This window comes from Nostoc sp. NMS7 (assembly GCF_017115085.1).
Taxonomy (GTDB): Bacteria; Cyanobacteriota; Cyanobacteriia; order Cyanobacteriales; family Nostocaceae; genus Nostoc.
Map to the genome: position 1 here is coordinate 18,999 of NZ_JABXKJ010000041.1, position 14,407 is coordinate 33,405.

The 14,407-nt window shown below is 43.1% G+C and carries 14 protein-coding genes and 1 pseudogene; 10 read left to right on the forward strand and 5 right to left on the reverse strand.

The window, feature by feature from the left end:
• Window positions 1–49: 49 nt before the first annotated feature.
• Window positions 50–1,324 (forward strand): glycosyltransferase, encoded by a 1,275-nt coding sequence (locus tag HWQ38_RS03190; RefSeq protein WP_292789984.1) that lies wholly within the window; start codon window positions 50–52, stop codon window positions 1,322–1,324.
• 119 nt (window positions 1,325–1,443) lie between these two features.
• A complete protein-coding gene (locus tag HWQ38_RS03195; RefSeq protein WP_292789963.1) occupies window positions 1,444–1,968 on the forward strand; it encodes a hypothetical protein in 525 nt (174 codons plus the stop codon).
• Between the two features lie 87 nt (window positions 1,969–2,055).
• Here HWQ38_RS03195 and HWQ38_RS03200 read toward each other — a convergent pair whose 3' ends face one another.
• The gene (locus tag HWQ38_RS03200) at window positions 2,056–2,436 is read right to left on the reverse strand and encodes a hypothetical protein (protein WP_292789965.1); all 381 of its coding nucleotides are present in this window, start codon (window positions 2,434–2,436) and stop codon (window positions 2,056–2,058) included.
• A gap of 217 nt (window positions 2,437–2,653) precedes the next feature.
• On the opposite strand from HWQ38_RS03200, the gene HWQ38_RS03205 reads away from it, so the two are divergent.
• Window positions 2,654–2,926 (forward strand): hypothetical protein, encoded by a 273-nt coding sequence (locus HWQ38_RS03205; protein ID WP_292789967.1) that lies wholly within the window; start codon window positions 2,654–2,656, stop codon window positions 2,924–2,926.
• Window positions 2,927–3,044: 118 nt separating this feature from the next.
• Here the strand turns inward: HWQ38_RS03205 and HWQ38_RS03210 are convergent, their stop codons facing one another.
• The gene (locus HWQ38_RS03210) at window positions 3,045–3,395 is read right to left on the reverse strand and encodes a helix-turn-helix domain-containing protein (protein ID WP_292789968.1); all 351 of its coding nucleotides are present in this window, start codon (window positions 3,393–3,395) and stop codon (window positions 3,045–3,047) included.
• An 81-nt stretch (window positions 3,396–3,476) separates the two neighbouring features.
• On the opposite strand from HWQ38_RS03210, the gene trxA reads away from it, so the two are divergent.
• From trxA to HWQ38_RS03230, 4 genes are all read left to right on the forward strand, one after another.
• Window positions 3,477–3,800, forward strand: a complete 324-nt coding sequence (gene trxA, locus HWQ38_RS03215) for a thioredoxin (RefSeq protein WP_292789969.1) — start codon at window positions 3,477–3,479, stop codon at window positions 3,798–3,800.
• Between the two features lie 130 nt (window positions 3,801–3,930).
• Window positions 3,931–4,725, forward strand: coding sequence for an SDR family NAD(P)-dependent oxidoreductase (locus HWQ38_RS03220; RefSeq protein ID WP_292789970.1), 795 nt, complete (start codon window positions 3,931–3,933; stop codon window positions 4,723–4,725).
• Between the two features lie 298 nt (window positions 4,726–5,023).
• The gene (locus HWQ38_RS03225; RefSeq protein WP_292789971.1) at window positions 5,024–6,136 is read left to right on the forward strand and encodes an alkene reductase; all 1,113 of its coding nucleotides are present in this window, start codon (window positions 5,024–5,026) and stop codon (window positions 6,134–6,136) included.
• 154 nt (window positions 6,137–6,290) lie between these two features.
• Window positions 6,291–6,956, forward strand: a complete 666-nt coding sequence (locus HWQ38_RS03230; RefSeq protein WP_292789973.1) for a nitroreductase family protein — start codon at window positions 6,291–6,293, stop codon at window positions 6,954–6,956.
• A gap of 381 nt (window positions 6,957–7,337) precedes the next feature.
• Here the strand turns inward: HWQ38_RS03230 and HWQ38_RS03235 are convergent, their stop codons facing one another.
• Window positions 7,338–9,152 (reverse strand): hypothetical protein, encoded by a 1,815-nt coding sequence (locus HWQ38_RS03235; RefSeq protein WP_292789975.1) that lies wholly within the window; start codon window positions 9,150–9,152, stop codon window positions 7,338–7,340.
• Window positions 9,153–9,799: 647 nt separating this feature from the next.
• On the opposite strand from HWQ38_RS03235, the gene HWQ38_RS03240 reads away from it, so the two are divergent.
• The gene (locus tag HWQ38_RS03240; protein WP_292789977.1) at window positions 9,800–11,023 is read left to right on the forward strand and encodes a succinate--CoA ligase subunit beta; all 1,224 of its coding nucleotides are present in this window, start codon (window positions 9,800–9,802) and stop codon (window positions 11,021–11,023) included.
• Between the two features lie 90 nt (window positions 11,024–11,113).
• Window positions 11,114–11,995, forward strand: a complete 882-nt coding sequence (locus tag HWQ38_RS03245; protein ID WP_292789979.1) for a CoA-binding protein — start codon at window positions 11,114–11,116, stop codon at window positions 11,993–11,995.
• 55 nt (window positions 11,996–12,050) lie between these two features.
• On the opposite strand, the gene HWQ38_RS03250 is transcribed toward HWQ38_RS03245, so the two are convergent.
• On the reverse strand, window positions 12,051–13,424 hold the full coding sequence (locus tag HWQ38_RS03250; protein WP_292789981.1) for a DUF2252 domain-containing protein: 1,374 nt from the start codon (window positions 13,422–13,424) through the stop codon (window positions 12,051–12,053).
• A 131-nt stretch (window positions 13,425–13,555) separates the two neighbouring features.
• Between HWQ38_RS03250 and HWQ38_RS03255 the strand changes: the two genes are divergently transcribed.
• Complete coding sequence (locus tag HWQ38_RS03255; RefSeq protein WP_292789983.1) at window positions 13,556–14,236, forward strand: RibD family protein; 681 nt, start codon at window positions 13,556–13,558, stop codon at window positions 14,234–14,236.
• A gap of 94 nt (window positions 14,237–14,330) precedes the next feature.
• Here HWQ38_RS03255 and HWQ38_RS03260 read toward each other — a convergent pair.
• A pseudogene (locus HWQ38_RS03260) lies at window positions 14,331–14,407 on the reverse strand (photosystem II protein D1); the annotation flags it as partial.

Genomic DNA, 14,407 nt, shown 5'->3' on the forward strand with positions numbered 1-14,407 from the left:
ATTTTGAATTTTGAATGCGTGAATTTTGAATTGGAGCAAAGCGACGGTCATGGGTGTAATTGTATTAGGATTGATGCTCTTATCCTTAACAATTTGGTTGGGGTTACTGTGTTTTCGGGGGCAGTTTTGGCGGACAGACCAGCAACTAGAGGTTACAGAAACTCAGCTAAAATCGTTACCTGTGGTTTGTGCGGTGGTTCCAGCCCGTAACGAAGCCGATTTGATATCAACTAGCTTGCGATCGCTCCTACTTCAAGACTATCCTGGTTCTTTCAACGTCTTTTTGGTAGACGATCGCAGCACAGACCGGACAGCAAATTTTGCCGAAGGAGTTGCACACGCTGTAGGTAAACCTCAGCAATTGCATATTATCACGGGCGAAACATTGCCTCCTGGTTGGTCGGGCAAACTTTGGGCAGTTGAGCAAGGTATAAACAGTGCGAGTTTATTTGCACCTGACTATTATTTGCTGACTGACGCAGATATCGAACATGATCCTGGTAATCTTCGCCGACTCGTTGCTAAAGCTGTGCAGGAAGATTTAGACATGGTTTCTGTAATGGTGCGACTTAGATGTGAAAGCTTTTGGGAAAAACTTTTGATTCCAGCTTTCGTCTTTTTCTTCCAAAAACTCTATCCCTTTCGTTGGGTGAATAATCCCAACAATTCCACAGCCGCCGCCGCAGGGGGATCTATTCTGATCGCCCGTGAAGCTTTAGAGCGAATCGGGGGTATTCAAGTCATTCGCCAAGCTTTAATTGATGATTGCGCTCTTGCTCAGGCTGTTAAGACGAGTGGGGGACAATGGGGACAAGGGGGACAAAGGGGACAAGGAAGAATTATTCAACAAGTATCTCCCTTGTCTCTCCCCTCCCCCTTGTCTCCCCCTTCCTCTTCATCATCGGGGCGTATCTGGCTAGGATTGAGTACTTTAACTTGCAGTTTGCGTCCCTATGATTCGCTGGCGACGATTTGGGATATGGTTGCCCGTAGTGCCTATACTCAACTGAATTATTCTCCATTACTACTATTGGGAACTTTGGTAGGAATGCCTCTGATTTATCTAGTTCCGCCGATGGGTGTGATTTTGGGTTTAGTTTGGAGTAATTGGGCGATCGCACTTACGGGTTTATTCGGATGGCTGTTAATGGCTTTCGCTTACTACCCGACAATCCGCTTTTATAAATGTTCTCTTTGGTTAGCTTTTAGCTTACCTGCGATCGCTTTTCTCTATACCCTGATGACTCTAGACTCAGCACTACGTCACTGGCAAGGGCGCGGCGGCGCTTGGAAAGGAAGAGTTTATCCCGTAAAATCCAAATAAGCCAAAAGTGGTTAGTTAAAATAGTTATCAAAACAGACAATCAATCCAAACTCTAGAATCCGTCCTCCAAACTTTAATCATTAGTGAAAAATCCCAGTTATCAAAGGTGAAAAACAGCTATGGTGTTAGATGAAGTTCAAATGGATATTGATTTTAAGCAATTTTCAGATTATTTAGACTATTATTCATCAATTGTAGAATGGACAAAACCTTTATCTAATTTTATTGATATTTATTACAACTTTACTAAAATTAAAAACTTCAACGCTAAACACTTAGCTAAGTTTGCTAAAACTTTGTTAGATTACCAAGGTAATCCAATTGTTAAGGAAGACAATATTAAATGTCTAAGTTTAGCTAGAGATTTTGCACTTAGCACTGACCCAAATAAAAGACAGACATATTTGTGTACAGTTGAGCAAAAGAGAACTTTTTTTGATAATGAAGATGAAATAACTATTATAGGAAAAGTAAAATTGATTTGCATTTCTGATAATTATTTACAGTCAGTAGGTCTATATGAAGAACAAGATTACAAAGACTATTTGGCAGATCGAAGTTCTGAAGTATTATATTATAAGTTTTGTCAGGCAGAACTTGTAGGGCAAAGTGACAGATTAATTCAATATGAATTAATCAAATAATTATGGATTCGGCAATATTCACAGTGTGCTGAAGCTCTCTGGGTGACTAACCTACGGAGTTCCACAGAAATCGAATTAGAAGTCATATTAGCTGATTGCAGAATAAGCTCGTGCTTTTAATAAAATCATCATTTGCTCTAGCTGCTCGTAAACATTTAATTCTGCTAATTCCATTTGACTGAGTGTTGCAGAGCGATTTTTTTCCAGTAATTCTTGTAGGCGTGTTTGAGATTGAAATGAAACTTTAAAATTAATAATTTCTTCTAGTTTTGCCCCCTTAATTAAAAAATCAATAACTTCTTGATAAACTGCTGGAATATTTGTAGTCTCAGGATTGACTGTTGGCTGAATAGTTATTGGTAGATTTACAACGTCTAGTAATCGCCAAAGCAAATCGGGTAAGCGATTTTGCAGAGGTTCTAAACGTTGAGCTAGTTCATCGGGAATTTGAATGGTGAATTCTGCCATTGGTGCTTTTGTTGCGATTTTGCACTTTTAAGAATATGGATTGTATCACAATTATAGCTTTCAAACCTACCTCTGCATCAGATGCTATTGCTTTGATACGGGCATCACATCCCAATACTTAGCGGCACGTAGAATTTTTTGGATCACCCGCCTTATATTTCACCAGTGATTTGTCCTTCTCAAATACAGTGTCCAAATTTAAGGCGCGAAAGCTAAAATGAAAGTAAGTCGAAAGTGGTTGATTAAAAGAATTATGACAACCGCAACACCAACAGATAATCCTGTTATTGTCCCCAAAAAGCTGCCTTTTCTGGAGTCAATTTGTTGGCAGACGGCCGATGTCTATCGGTTTACTCCAGAACAAATGCTAAGTCGCTACGAGCGTGGTTGGCAATATCACAACCTATTTAATAATCTTGAGGGTGAAGAACTCCATTTTCTTCAGGAACTCGCCAGACAGTATAAATCCTGGTTGCAAGTTTGTTTATAACCTTCAGATTTGAACACCATATCATGCCCAATGCCCAATACTTCTCTACGAGAGGCTACGCCAATGACTTCTCTACGAGATGCTGTTTGCGTTCGCTCAGTACAAGTGCCCAATGCCCCTAAATCATTGAAGCTATTTGTTTAGTAGTGGCGGGTTCAACAGGCAATGGTCGAGCGGCTTTCAATACCGCATCCAGCAACCCTGGAAACAGCACCTCTAAATCTTCACGCCGCAGGATGTTAATGTGATGTGTCCCTTCTTTGCGTGTCAAGACTATCCCGGACTGCCGCAAAATCTTGAAGTGATTGGACATCGTAGACTTAGCGATCGCAAAATCAAACCTCGCACAGCATTGTTCCCCCTCAGTCGCCAGCAGCCGCACAATCTCCAGCCGCACTGGGTCGCCCAATGCATACAGCACTCCCGGTAAAGAAATATTTTTTCGATCTGGATGATAAAGAAATCTCATAGTTGCATTATCTCACCAAGTGGCATATATTTTTATTATTCGATATTATCGAATTATAGAATTAATTAGGAAGGCAATTTTATGTCATCCATTACAAATGTCACAGAAGCCACATTCAAACAAGAAGTGTTAGAAAGTGAGATTCCGGTCTTAGTAGACTTTTGGGCACCGTGGTGCGGCCCTTGCCGGATGGTGGGCCCAGTCGTCGATGAAGTTGCTGTTGAATACGAAGGACAGGTGAAATTTGTGAAGCTGAACACAGATCAAAATCCGACTGTCGCCAGCCACTATGGAATTCGTAGCATTCCGACGCTGATGGTTTTTAAGGGAGGTCGGCAGGTCGATACTGTCGTTGGGGCAGTCCCAAAAACCACCTTGAATAAGACCTTAGCACACCATCTTTAATTTAAGGGAGAGACGCGATTAATCGCGTCTCTACTGGGGAGTGGGGAAGGACTTTTTCAATAATTCTTCTTTGTCCCCCTTCTCCCCCAGTCCCAGAGCATTCTGTTTCAATTAAGGGGGAAAGAGCGAAATGGACTTGAAATTACATGGTAAATCCGCGCTGGTGAGTGGCTCAACCGCAGGTATTGGTTTGGCGATCGCCCAAGGGCTAGCTCAAGAAGGTGCATCAGTGATTGTCAACGGTCGGTCCCAAGAACGAGTTGCCCAAGCGATCGCTAAAATTAAGCAAAGTACACCGGAGGCGAAAGTTTCTGGTGTAGTTGCTGACGCAGGCACTGCATCAGGGGTAGAGCAACTCGTTCAAAAAGTTCCTCACGTTGATATTCTCATCAACAATGTCGGTATTTATGAGCCAAAAACGTTTTTTGATATTACTGATGAAGACTGGTTAAAGATATTTGAGGTTAACGTCCTCAGTGGAGTCCGTTTGAGTCGGCAATATCTGCAAAAGCAGCTAGAGCAAAACTGGGGACGGATAATTTTTATCTCCAGCGAATCTGCTATTCAGATCCCAGTGGAAATGATTCACTACGGCACAACTAAGACAGCGCAACTAGCCATTGCACGAGGTCTAGCAGAAATCACAGTCGGGACTGGAGTCACGGTAAACTCTGTCTTACCAGGGCCAACCCGCTCAGAAGGAGTTGAAGATTTTATCACCAAGTTGGCGCAAGAACGCGGTATTAGTGTCGGTGAAGTTGAGGCTGAGTTTTTTCAAAATGTGCGTCCAACTTCCCTAATTAAACGTTTTGCAACTAATGAAGAAGTAGCAGCGATCGTAGTTTACCTTTCTAGTCCCGTAGCATCAGCAACTAATGGTGCAGCTTTGCGGGTAGATGGTGGCGTTATTCGATCGATTGTTTAGTATTTGAACCATATCTGTTATAGGGGCACAGCAATGCTCATGGGTGTACAACCTAAGCTGAAAGCCACTCTAGAACAAGTTTTTAGAGATTATCTCTTATCTGGTTATCTCGTTCCCAGTCTCAGACTGGGAATGCCCGTCCTTGAGGCTCCGCCTCCGTAACTCGCGGCAGAGCCGCAATGAGCAGCATTTCCAGCCTCTGGCTGGAAACGAGGAATGAGTTTTTTCTGTATCCCTACCGCGTGGTCTATTTAATCCCAGATGTGGGGTTGCGAATTTTGAATTGGAGCGAAGCAACATGACTACTGATATTAACTTATTCTCTCCTTACCAATTAGGGAATCTGGAATTACCTAATCGGATAGTAATGGCACCCCTAACCCGAAACAGGGCAGGTGAGGGAAACGTACCATATCAACTAAATGCTACCTACTACGCCCAACGTGCTTCCGCCGGACTGATTATTTCCGAAGCAACACAGGTAACTCCTGAAGGACAGGGCTATCCCGCTACACCAGGAATTCATTCATCAGAACAGGTGGAGGGATGGAAGTTAGTAACCGATGCTGTACATCAGCAGGGAGGGAGAATTTTTCTGCAACTATGGCACGTAGGCAGGATTTCCCACCCTGACTTACAACCGAATGGAGCTTTACCTGTGGCACCTTCTGCTATTGCTCCTAAAGGTGAAGCTTCAACTTATCAGGGGCCAAAACCCTTTGTTACCCCCCGTGCTTTAGAAACTTCGGAAATACCGCAGATAGTCGAACAGTACCGTCAAGGAGCAGCAAATGCTCTAGAGGCTGGGTTTGATGGGGTGGAAATTCACGCAGCTAATGGTTATTTAATAGATCAGTTTCTCCGCGATCGCACCAATCAACGTACAGATAAATATGGGGGTGAGATTGAAAATCGCGCCCGATTCCTGTTGGAGGTGACAGAGGCGGTAACTCGTGTGTGGGATTCTAACCGAGTCGGGGTACGTCTTTCTCCCAGTGGGACTTTTAACGATATAGGTGACTCCAATCCCCTGGAGACATTCGGTTATGCGGCTCAAGCCTTGAACCAGTTTAATTTGGCATATCTGCATATTTTTGAGGCAACAGAGGCAGACATCAGACATGGCGGGATAATTGTACCCACTAGTCATATCCGCGATCGCTTTACAGGTACACTGATCGTCAATGGTGGTTATACCCGTGAAAAAGGCGATGCAGTACTGGCAAACAAAGCAGCAGATTTAGTTGCCTTTGGCACATTATTTATCTCAAATCCAGATTTACCCCGACGCTTGGCTTTGAATGCACCACTAAATCAAGCAAATCAAGCAAGCTTTTATGGTGGCGATGAAAAGGGATATACAGACTATCCATTTTGGTCAACTGCTAACGAGCCGGTAGCTAAGGCGTAATTCGTAATTATGACTTTACGACTGTTCGTTGCGCGTTTGGTAGGCAAGTCGTTTGTTCTGAAACAAGGTAATAATTTTTATTTTTGTTTGATGAATAAATAGATTCGCTTGTATCATCCTAATTTGGTTATAACTCAACTATCAGGAGAATCTCATGAGTTCCATCACTCAAACTCAACCTTTAGATGTACCCAGTGCGATCGCTAAACGCCGTGCAATCAAAACTTTTAAAACAGACCCCATCGCCCCAGAACTGCTCAAGCAACTGGTAGAGTTAACCGTGGCTGCACCCAGCAGTTATAATCTTCAGGACTGGCAAATTATTCTTGTGCAAGATCAGGCGCAAAAGGCCGCACTATCAGCAGCATCTTTTAATCAACAGCAAATTCTTCAAGCACCTGTAACCTTTGTCTTTGGTGCCGATCCGAACGCCGGCGAACAAAACTTCACTTCAATTCTAGAGCAGGGACTCGAAACTGGAGCATGGAATGAAGGCACTGTCAACTACTTTAAAACTGCCGTCCCGCAATTTCAAGCTGGGCTGGGGGAAAAGCGACGCGAATATGCCATCAAAGATACCATCATTGCTGCTACCCATTTAGTATTGGCAGCAGAAAGTTTGGGATTATCCACTTGTTTTATGAACGGTTGGATTGAGGATCAGGTAAAGGAAGTAATTGGTGCTGGGGATAATCCAGATTTAGCGATCACTGTTTTAGTTCCTGTTGGCTATGCAGCAGAACCACGCTTAAATCCAGGTCGTTTGCCATTTTCCTCCAACGTCTCTGTAGACAGAATCGGTAATCCTTATGCAGGGTAAGGGTAGTTTTTTCTAAATTCGGTATTGGGCAAAAAACCCTTGGCTGAGTTGTTTTAGACGCGGCTTTTTAATTATTAAAGCCACGTTTCTCATCAGACTTACGCATCATACATATCTACTATACAGAATTTGGGTTTTTCAGCCATGTCTAACACCCAAAACAGTAAATATGTGACCAAATCAGGGTTGCACTCAGCACCGAAAATGTCCATTTTGCGTAATACATATCATAGTCAATTTGTATAGTGCGTAAGTCCTATCTCAATCATTTGACATTATTATATTCCAAACTCTTGTACAGACGCGATTAATCGCGTCTCTTCTAACTCCTGTACAGACGCGATTAATCGCGTCTCTCCTAACTCCCAACTCCTAACTTTTCTACCCGCCTAAAGTCCTTGTATAAATTACCTGACCTTGGGAATCATAGAGGAAAAGAGATAGGTTAGCATTGTCACTAATTACAGCTAAAGCTTCCCGTAAGATTTGCAAGTGATTGGTAACATTAACAGCAGTATCCGAGTTTTTAGAATAAGGATTAGCCAAGTTATTTTGTCTTATTTGGTCATACTCAGGGGTTAGCCGGACAATAATTCTTGTATTGTCTATGCTAAATGTGCAAATCCGAATTCCATTAATACAGGTTTTATCTAAGTCGGTGCGGCTTTGTTGCAAACTACTAACAACTTGTAGTTTTTCTTGTGCTTGTTTGAGGGCTGCTGAATAGGGTTCGATCAGAGACTGAGCCTGAGTATAGTACAAGCTATCTTGGGAAACTTTTTTAGCAGTTTGCAAAGCCTGATCCCAGTATGTTGCAGCTGCTTGCCATTGATTTTGTTGCTGATAAACTTTGGCTTGCTTGGCGCTGCTAACGGCTTGTTGGTAGGTTTTAACAGCAAATTGTTCTTTTGTGGCGCGATCGCGTGCTGCGACTAACTTAGGTTTATAATCTATCAACAGCTTTTGGGCTTCTTGGTATCCAGCACTAGTTTGGGGAATAGTATTCAAGGCATTAACTACCACCAGCCAAGTAGACTGCACCTTTTGCCATTCATTCAAGGATTTAGCGGTAGTTTCGCGGTTCTCGGCTGCATTGGCTACAGCTTTTGCTGCTGTTAGTTTTTTCAGCCATTTTTCCTCAGTAAATATCTGTTGATTTACAACGTGCAAACGGACACGATAACTAAGTAATTTACCTTGTACCAGTCCATAGAGTTCACTACTGGAACTTATAGTTTCTAGTGGCGCTATAGCCTGTCGCCATAAATGTTGCCTAGCTTGTAATTCCTCTAGGCTATATGCAACTTTTTGTTCCGCCAAGGATGCCATCTGCAAAGCCTTGACCACCTGGTTGATTTTTTCTGATCGTCCAGACAAAGTTGCTGTTAGTTCTTCTGACACTTGGTAACGGGGCGACCAACTAGGAATTGCATTCAGGGCTACGCTGGCTGCTGCAAGTTGCTGTTGTAGAACTACTAATTCTTTTTCAGAGTTGGCACGGCGCATCAGTTGCGGGGATATTGTTTTTAATTGCTCGGCATTTTGTATTTCTTTACACTCAGACATCACACAAGGGCGAGTCAATAAGTAAGCACCACCGCCTAAAATTACAATTCCCACCAACACTGCACCCAGTAGGATAAGTTTGATTGGGAATGCTGGCTTTGAAGCCAACAAATTCGGCGCATCTGCAAACGGGTCAAACGGTTCCTCCTCTTGAGTCTCATCGATTGATGGAGAATATGTCAGAGATGATGAGGCATTTACTCTTCCCTCTCCCTTGTCTCCCTCTTCTCCCTTGTCTCCCTCTTCTCCCTTGTCTCCCCTGTCTCCCTTGTCTCCCTCTTCTCCCTTGTCTCCCCTGCTCCCCATCTTCCCATTCCCCCATCCCCCCGTCTGCTTCAATGCCAAGAAACATTTGGCATAAGGGAGTTGTTCGCCAAAAACTCTCAGGAAACATTGCACTCGTTGCTCTTTGTGGGGTGCTAAAGACTGAAGTACTTCCTCAATGACTGCAAAAATTAGTTGAGCGTCAACTATTACATCTGATGTGTGTTGCGTTAAAATCATTAGCTCGTCTTTATTGACAGCACACTTCACCTCGAAGACTTCAGTCGTTGAGACTTCTACAAGTAATTGTTCCTGCAAAGTTTTGGCTAAAAGCTGTAAATCTTCCTGCTGGACTGCTACTTTCATAGAGCTTTCCCGCTAAATTTCTATATTGTTTTGATTATCTTTAAGGAGATGAAACAAACTTTCTGGGTTTGTTGAATGCAAATGCACAGTTTAACCAACCACAGCCGGAAAATCTGAACGACCAACTTTCTAACACAAATTCTGACTTTTCACCAAAAATTAAAAAGGCAGTTATTGTTCGTGTCGCTACATTTTCATTGTGCTAGATGCCAAAATAAATAATCTATCTTCAGATATAAATTACAAATAAAAAATGGGAATAATAGAGCTTTTGAGTATTTTCACTGGATTTATTGGCGACAATTAAATTCACACTAGCTACTGGTGTGGAAAATTCTGGTTGCACAGTTGTGACAAAATTATCCCAGGGTTAAGGAAACGATGCTATGTCAGAGGGTTTTGACAGAAATGCTAGTTATCTTCTATGCTGAGAAACTTACTGAGGAGATTAATTACGTGTTGTGGCTGTGGCACAAACAGGTTGGCTATCGAAATTAATCTGCCTGATTTGCGGAATTGGATAAAATTGATCCGTGGAAAAATAAATTTTTATAGCTGCCAAAAGCTTAATTATGCAATAAAGGTGATGCAAAATATTAAGACAGCACTAACTAAAGGTTTGAAAAGTTTCAATGCAAGGTGTATCAATGGATTTATTAGAGTACCAAGTTAAAGAATGGTTTGGGAAGATAGGCATTCCGGTATTGCCCTCCCAACGAATTGACCATCCTACAGATTTAAAACGTTTAAAAATTCGCTTTCCAATTGTACTGAAATCTCAAGTACATGGAGCGGAACGGGCAAAAGCTGGTGGAGTCAGGTTTGCGGAGACGACAATCGATGCGATCGCAGCTGCTCAAAATATCTTTAGTTTACCAATCTGGGGCGAATTACCGGAAGTTGTGCTGGCAGAATCCCAATACGACGCCAACCAGGAATTTTATCTCGCGGTGGTTTTAGATACTGCTGTTTGCCGACCGGTACTTTTAGGTTGCAAAGAAGCGGACATCGATTGGGAATCGGCTGGGGAAAAAATGCACTATGTCGTTGTAGAACAGGAATTCTCACCATTTTATGCCCGACGACTGGCTTTGAAAATGGGTTTGCAAGGGACGCTGATGCAGTCGGTAAGCAGCGTTGTGGAGAAGATGTATGAGTTATTTGTGCAAAAAGACCTGGATTTAGTCGAAATCAATCCCTTGGCAGTCAGTGCTACTAGTCAAGTTATGGCTCTTAATGGTAAAGTCAGAGTCAACGAACGGGCGATCAAGCGTCATCCCGATCTTGCCCAGATGGCGGCAAAAATTATCAGCCGTCATACCAGTACTGAAATCAACGGGATTTTGGGCGACTGGGATGGTGTGGAAATGCATGGAAAAATCGGTATTTTAGGTAATGGTACTGGTTCAGTGATGGCAACTTTGGATTTAGTCGCTAATGCTGGTGGCAAACCAGGTGTTTGTTTGAATTTACGTCATGCTTTCCTCACAGATACTACACCAACTACCTTCCGCGATCGCCTAGCGACAGGTCTGAAAATCCTGGAGGCTGACAAAAGCATTCAAGTAATACTAATTAACTTTATGGGTAGCATTCCTCAAACTGAGGAAGTAGTTGAAGTAATAGCCAGAGTTGTGCAGCAAGACAATAACGAACTCAAATCACAGGTTGTACATTCTAATGGTAGTAAAAATCGGCAAGAACCGAATTCACCCTTAGTTGTTCGTCTGGCTGGTTCGGAATTTGATGCTGCTAGAAAATATTTAGCAACACTAAAAACCCCCAGCAATGCGCTCCTGGTGGTAGAAAACTTAGATGAGGCAGTGGCGGCAGCAGTTCGGCTGGCTAAACCAATGGCTAATAAGAAGTAGTAAAAATTGAATCAATCCGACATGAAAAACTTGTCGTTTTTATGCCAAGTAGTCCAAGGCACTGGGTTGCCAAACTTACGGTAATTTTTTATGAACCTAAAGCCAGAAAGTAAAGTCTTAATTCAAGGCTTTTGTGAATTTATATCAGGCACTCATGTTGCTCAAATGACAGCTTATGGCACGAATTTGGTAGCTGGTGTCAATCCAGGATGTGGCGGACAGGAACTGCATGGACTGCCAGTATTTGACTTAGTAGAGGAAGTAATAGAACAATTTGGGGCAATTGACACGACAATTATTTGTGTAGATCCTTACGACGTGCTAGATGCGGCATTAGAAGCGATCGCATCTCATATTCGCCAAATTATTATTATCACTGCTGGCGTGCCACCTTTGGATATGGTGCAATTACTCCGCAAAGCCGAAGCCTGTGAAACTCTGGTAGTCGGGCCAAATAGTCCAGGGATAATTGTGCCGGGAAAAATTCTCTTAGGTACTCAACCTAGCGAGTTTTATACCCCTGGTGCAGTGGGGATCGTTAGTCGTAGCAGCACCCTCACCTACGAAATCGCCTACGAATTAACAAAAGCAGGTTTGGGGCAGTCGATTAGTGTCAGTATTGGTAGTGACGCGATCGTTGGTTCCTCTTTTCTCCAATGGCTGCAAATTCTCGATGAGGATGAAACTACACAGGCGATCGTTTTAGTCGGTCAACCTGGTGGTGGTAGTGAAGAAGCAGCAGCGCGGTACATTGCCGAGGCAATTGATAAACCAGTAATTGCCTATATTGCAGGCAGACAAGCACCACCAGGAAAAAGTTGGCGTCAAACTGGGACTTTAGCAACGTTTATCGGACGCGATCCTAATTTTGGCACAGCCCAAAGTAAATTAGCTGCCTTAAAAGAAGCGCAAGTTCCAGTAGCTGAACGTCCTTCTCAGATTCCAGAATTATTGAGAAAGGAGATTAACTAATAGACATAGGCGTGAAAAAGAATCTAGAGAGGTAGCACTGCTACGTCTTTAGGTTCTAGTAGAGTGTCACCCCTTGGTTATAAGCATCTACAAAACTCGTGTGGTCATACTTAACTTGAGTTGCATAGTCTACCGCAAAATTAACGATCTCATCTTTGAATGCAGCCTTGTTCCCGCTAACGATGTCAGTCACTTCTTTGTCAACGCTTACGGAAATAATCGCAGCATCATAATCTTGATCAGAGATTGCATGGTTCTTAGCAACTACCTTCCCTGCATATCCCATCGCATCCATGAATTTTGACTTGGTGGTTAGCAATGTATAGTCAAAATCCACTTGGTAAGGTGATTTTTCATGCAGCATAAAGGGGATACTACTGACCGTAGTGTAGCCAAGCAAGGGATCAGCATTGGAGAGCATTGCTTTCGTGGCGATTGTCACTCTGGCCCCTTCTTGGTTTCCGTAAACTGAAGTTGGCAGTAGACCAGGAACTGCAATCGCCACGGCGCTACTGCCTTCCTGCTTCATCTCCAAAATGCGATCGTCGTCGGCTGCTAAACTTGGGCCTTCAATCAGCAAGTAATATCGGTACTTACCAAGACTACCAGTGCCTGAACCTAATTTCAGCCGAATGTCCTTAATGGTGTAGTAACTATTGTTATAGCGCTTACTGCTAGCAATTGAGGTGATGTAGCTGCTCATCGCCCCAGCAATGTTGGAATAGGTACTACTGGATACAACCTGGAGTTCCGAGTTTGTCTGGAAAACTCGATTATTACTGTTATTTAACTGCGTGTAATTACTTAGCAAGCTAGAACGGCTTTTGTCTGATGCCTTTTGAATCAAATCTTTGACCACACCGTTCGTATTGCTGGATTCCAAACGGTATGATAGTTCATCATTGGTTCCCTTAAAGTCACTCATCTTGTTTAGATAAGCATCCAAGAAATTACGGACAATATCCTGAGCATCACTTGAGCTAAGACCGTTCTCTTTAGCTACCAACAAAATCGAGACTGCCATCCGTCGCAAGTCCCAAACGTAGGGGCCAAGATAGCCTTCATCAAAGTCGGTAGTGTCAAAAACGTTATGATCATTGCTATCTCTGATCCCCCCAAGATTTTGTATATGCATATCTCCCTCTAACCAGATGGCTGAGGTTGAAGAATTCAGAAATCCTGAATTTGGTAAGGTCTGCATATCACCATAAAAAATGTGAGCCGTCCCCCGATAAAAGGCGAAAGGGCTAACTGTCATTTTTTGCATTTTCGTTGCCAGTTCTTGAGGCAATTGAGAAGCAAAGGGATGATTGTATTGATAAATTTCATTCTCCAGCCAAGTTGAACGGGGAGTTGCAGCTTGGACTGGAGATGCAAACCTCAAAATTAAAATTAAGATAAATGCGATCGCAGATATGTATTTAGGCATGACAGTCTCTTAGGCGTAAAAAAGTTGACTCTTGTTAGATAGGACTTACGCTCTAGTGTATAGATAATTATCCAATAGCAAAGAATTCAAAAAGGTAAAATAAAATTATAAAGAACCGTCAGAACGTAATCATGTCAGCTATCCAAACAACTGTGGTTCTTGCCATGACGGCCGATGGAAAGATTAGCGCCGTAGATCCGAAAGCGCCTCGTGAATCCGATGCAGCTGATCAAGCACACTTAGAGTATCAAGCCTCCCTTGCTGATCTAGTCCTGGTAGGAGCTGGGACGATTCGGGCTGAGGGGGAAACCTTTACAATTCGCAATCCCGAACTGTTGGCAGCACGTAAGGTTCGGGGTCAGTCTCCCCAGCCTATTACCTGCGTTGTCTCAGGTTCCCTTGACCTATCGCTGGACTTGCCTTTTTTAAGTCAGGATATTGAGCGATGGATATTTACGACACGGGCTGGTTTGGAGCGCAATTCTAATGCAACAACCTTGCAAAAACTGGCTGAATTAATTGATTTGGGAGATACAGACCTGGACTGGGATCGAGCCTACACCTTGATGGCAGAGCGGGGTATTCACAAGGTCGTTACTTTGGGAGGTGGCTCTTTAACAGCTTCTCTACTGCAAGCAGGACGAATTGACGATTGGTGGTTGACAATTTGGCCTGTCATTTATGGAGGAAAGCACGCCCCTAGCCCAGTGGAGGGAGAGGGTTTTGTTCCCAATGCTGCTCCTCATCTCCAACTCGTCGAAACTCGTCAGGTTGGAAGTGAATTGTTTTTACACTACCGTACACTTAACTGAGAATGCAGTGCCAGAATTAAGCGCTATGATCGTTGATACTAAAAAGCGCCCTCCTTTTCGGGAGAGCGCTTTTTGATTTAGCTAAACTTCAGAATTAACCGTTGATAGCAGGAGCAGTTAGAGCTACAGGAGCAAAATCACCAGCAGCCAAATCTAGGGGGAAGTTGTGAG

Coding starts and splice junctions, on each gene's coding strand:
- HWQ38_RS03205 (WP_292789967.1), top strand. CDS start 2,654: ATGAAAGTAAGTCGAAAGTGGTTGATTAAAAGAATTATGACAACCGCA.
- HWQ38_RS03220 (WP_292789970.1), top strand. CDS start 3,931: ATGGACTTGAAATTACATGGTAAATCCGCGCTGGTGAGTGGCTCAACC.
- HWQ38_RS03245 (WP_292789979.1), top strand. CDS start 11,114: ATGAACCTAAAGCCAGAAAGTAAAGTCTTAATTCAAGGCTTTTGTGAA.
- HWQ38_RS03255 (WP_292789983.1), top strand. CDS start 13,556: ATGTCAGCTATCCAAACAACTGTGGTTCTTGCCATGACGGCCGATGGA.
- HWQ38_RS03235 (WP_292789975.1), bottom strand. CDS start 9,152: ATGAAAGTAGCAGTCCAGCAGGAAGATTTACAGCTTTTAGCCAAAACT.
- HWQ38_RS03210 (WP_292789968.1), bottom strand. CDS start 3,395: ATGAGATTTCTTTATCATCCAGATCGAAAAAATATTTCTTTACCGGGA.
- HWQ38_RS03240 (WP_292789977.1), top strand. CDS start 9,800: ATGGATTTATTAGAGTACCAAGTTAAAGAATGGTTTGGGAAGATAGGC.
- trxA (WP_292789969.1), top strand. CDS start 3,477: ATGTCATCCATTACAAATGTCACAGAAGCCACATTCAAACAAGAAGTG.
- HWQ38_RS03190 (WP_292789984.1), top strand. CDS start 50: ATGGGTGTAATTGTATTAGGATTGATGCTCTTATCCTTAACAATTTGG.
- HWQ38_RS03250 (WP_292789981.1), bottom strand. CDS start 13,424: ATGCCTAAATACATATCTGCGATCGCATTTATCTTAATTTTAATTTTG.
- HWQ38_RS03230 (WP_292789973.1), top strand. CDS start 6,291: ATGAGTTCCATCACTCAAACTCAACCTTTAGATGTACCCAGTGCGATC.
- HWQ38_RS03195 (WP_292789963.1), top strand. CDS start 1,444: ATGGTGTTAGATGAAGTTCAAATGGATATTGATTTTAAGCAATTTTCA.
- HWQ38_RS03225 (WP_292789971.1), top strand. CDS start 5,024: ATGACTACTGATATTAACTTATTCTCTCCTTACCAATTAGGGAATCTG.
- HWQ38_RS03200 (WP_292789965.1), bottom strand. CDS start 2,436: ATGGCAGAATTCACCATTCAAATTCCCGATGAACTAGCTCAACGTTTA.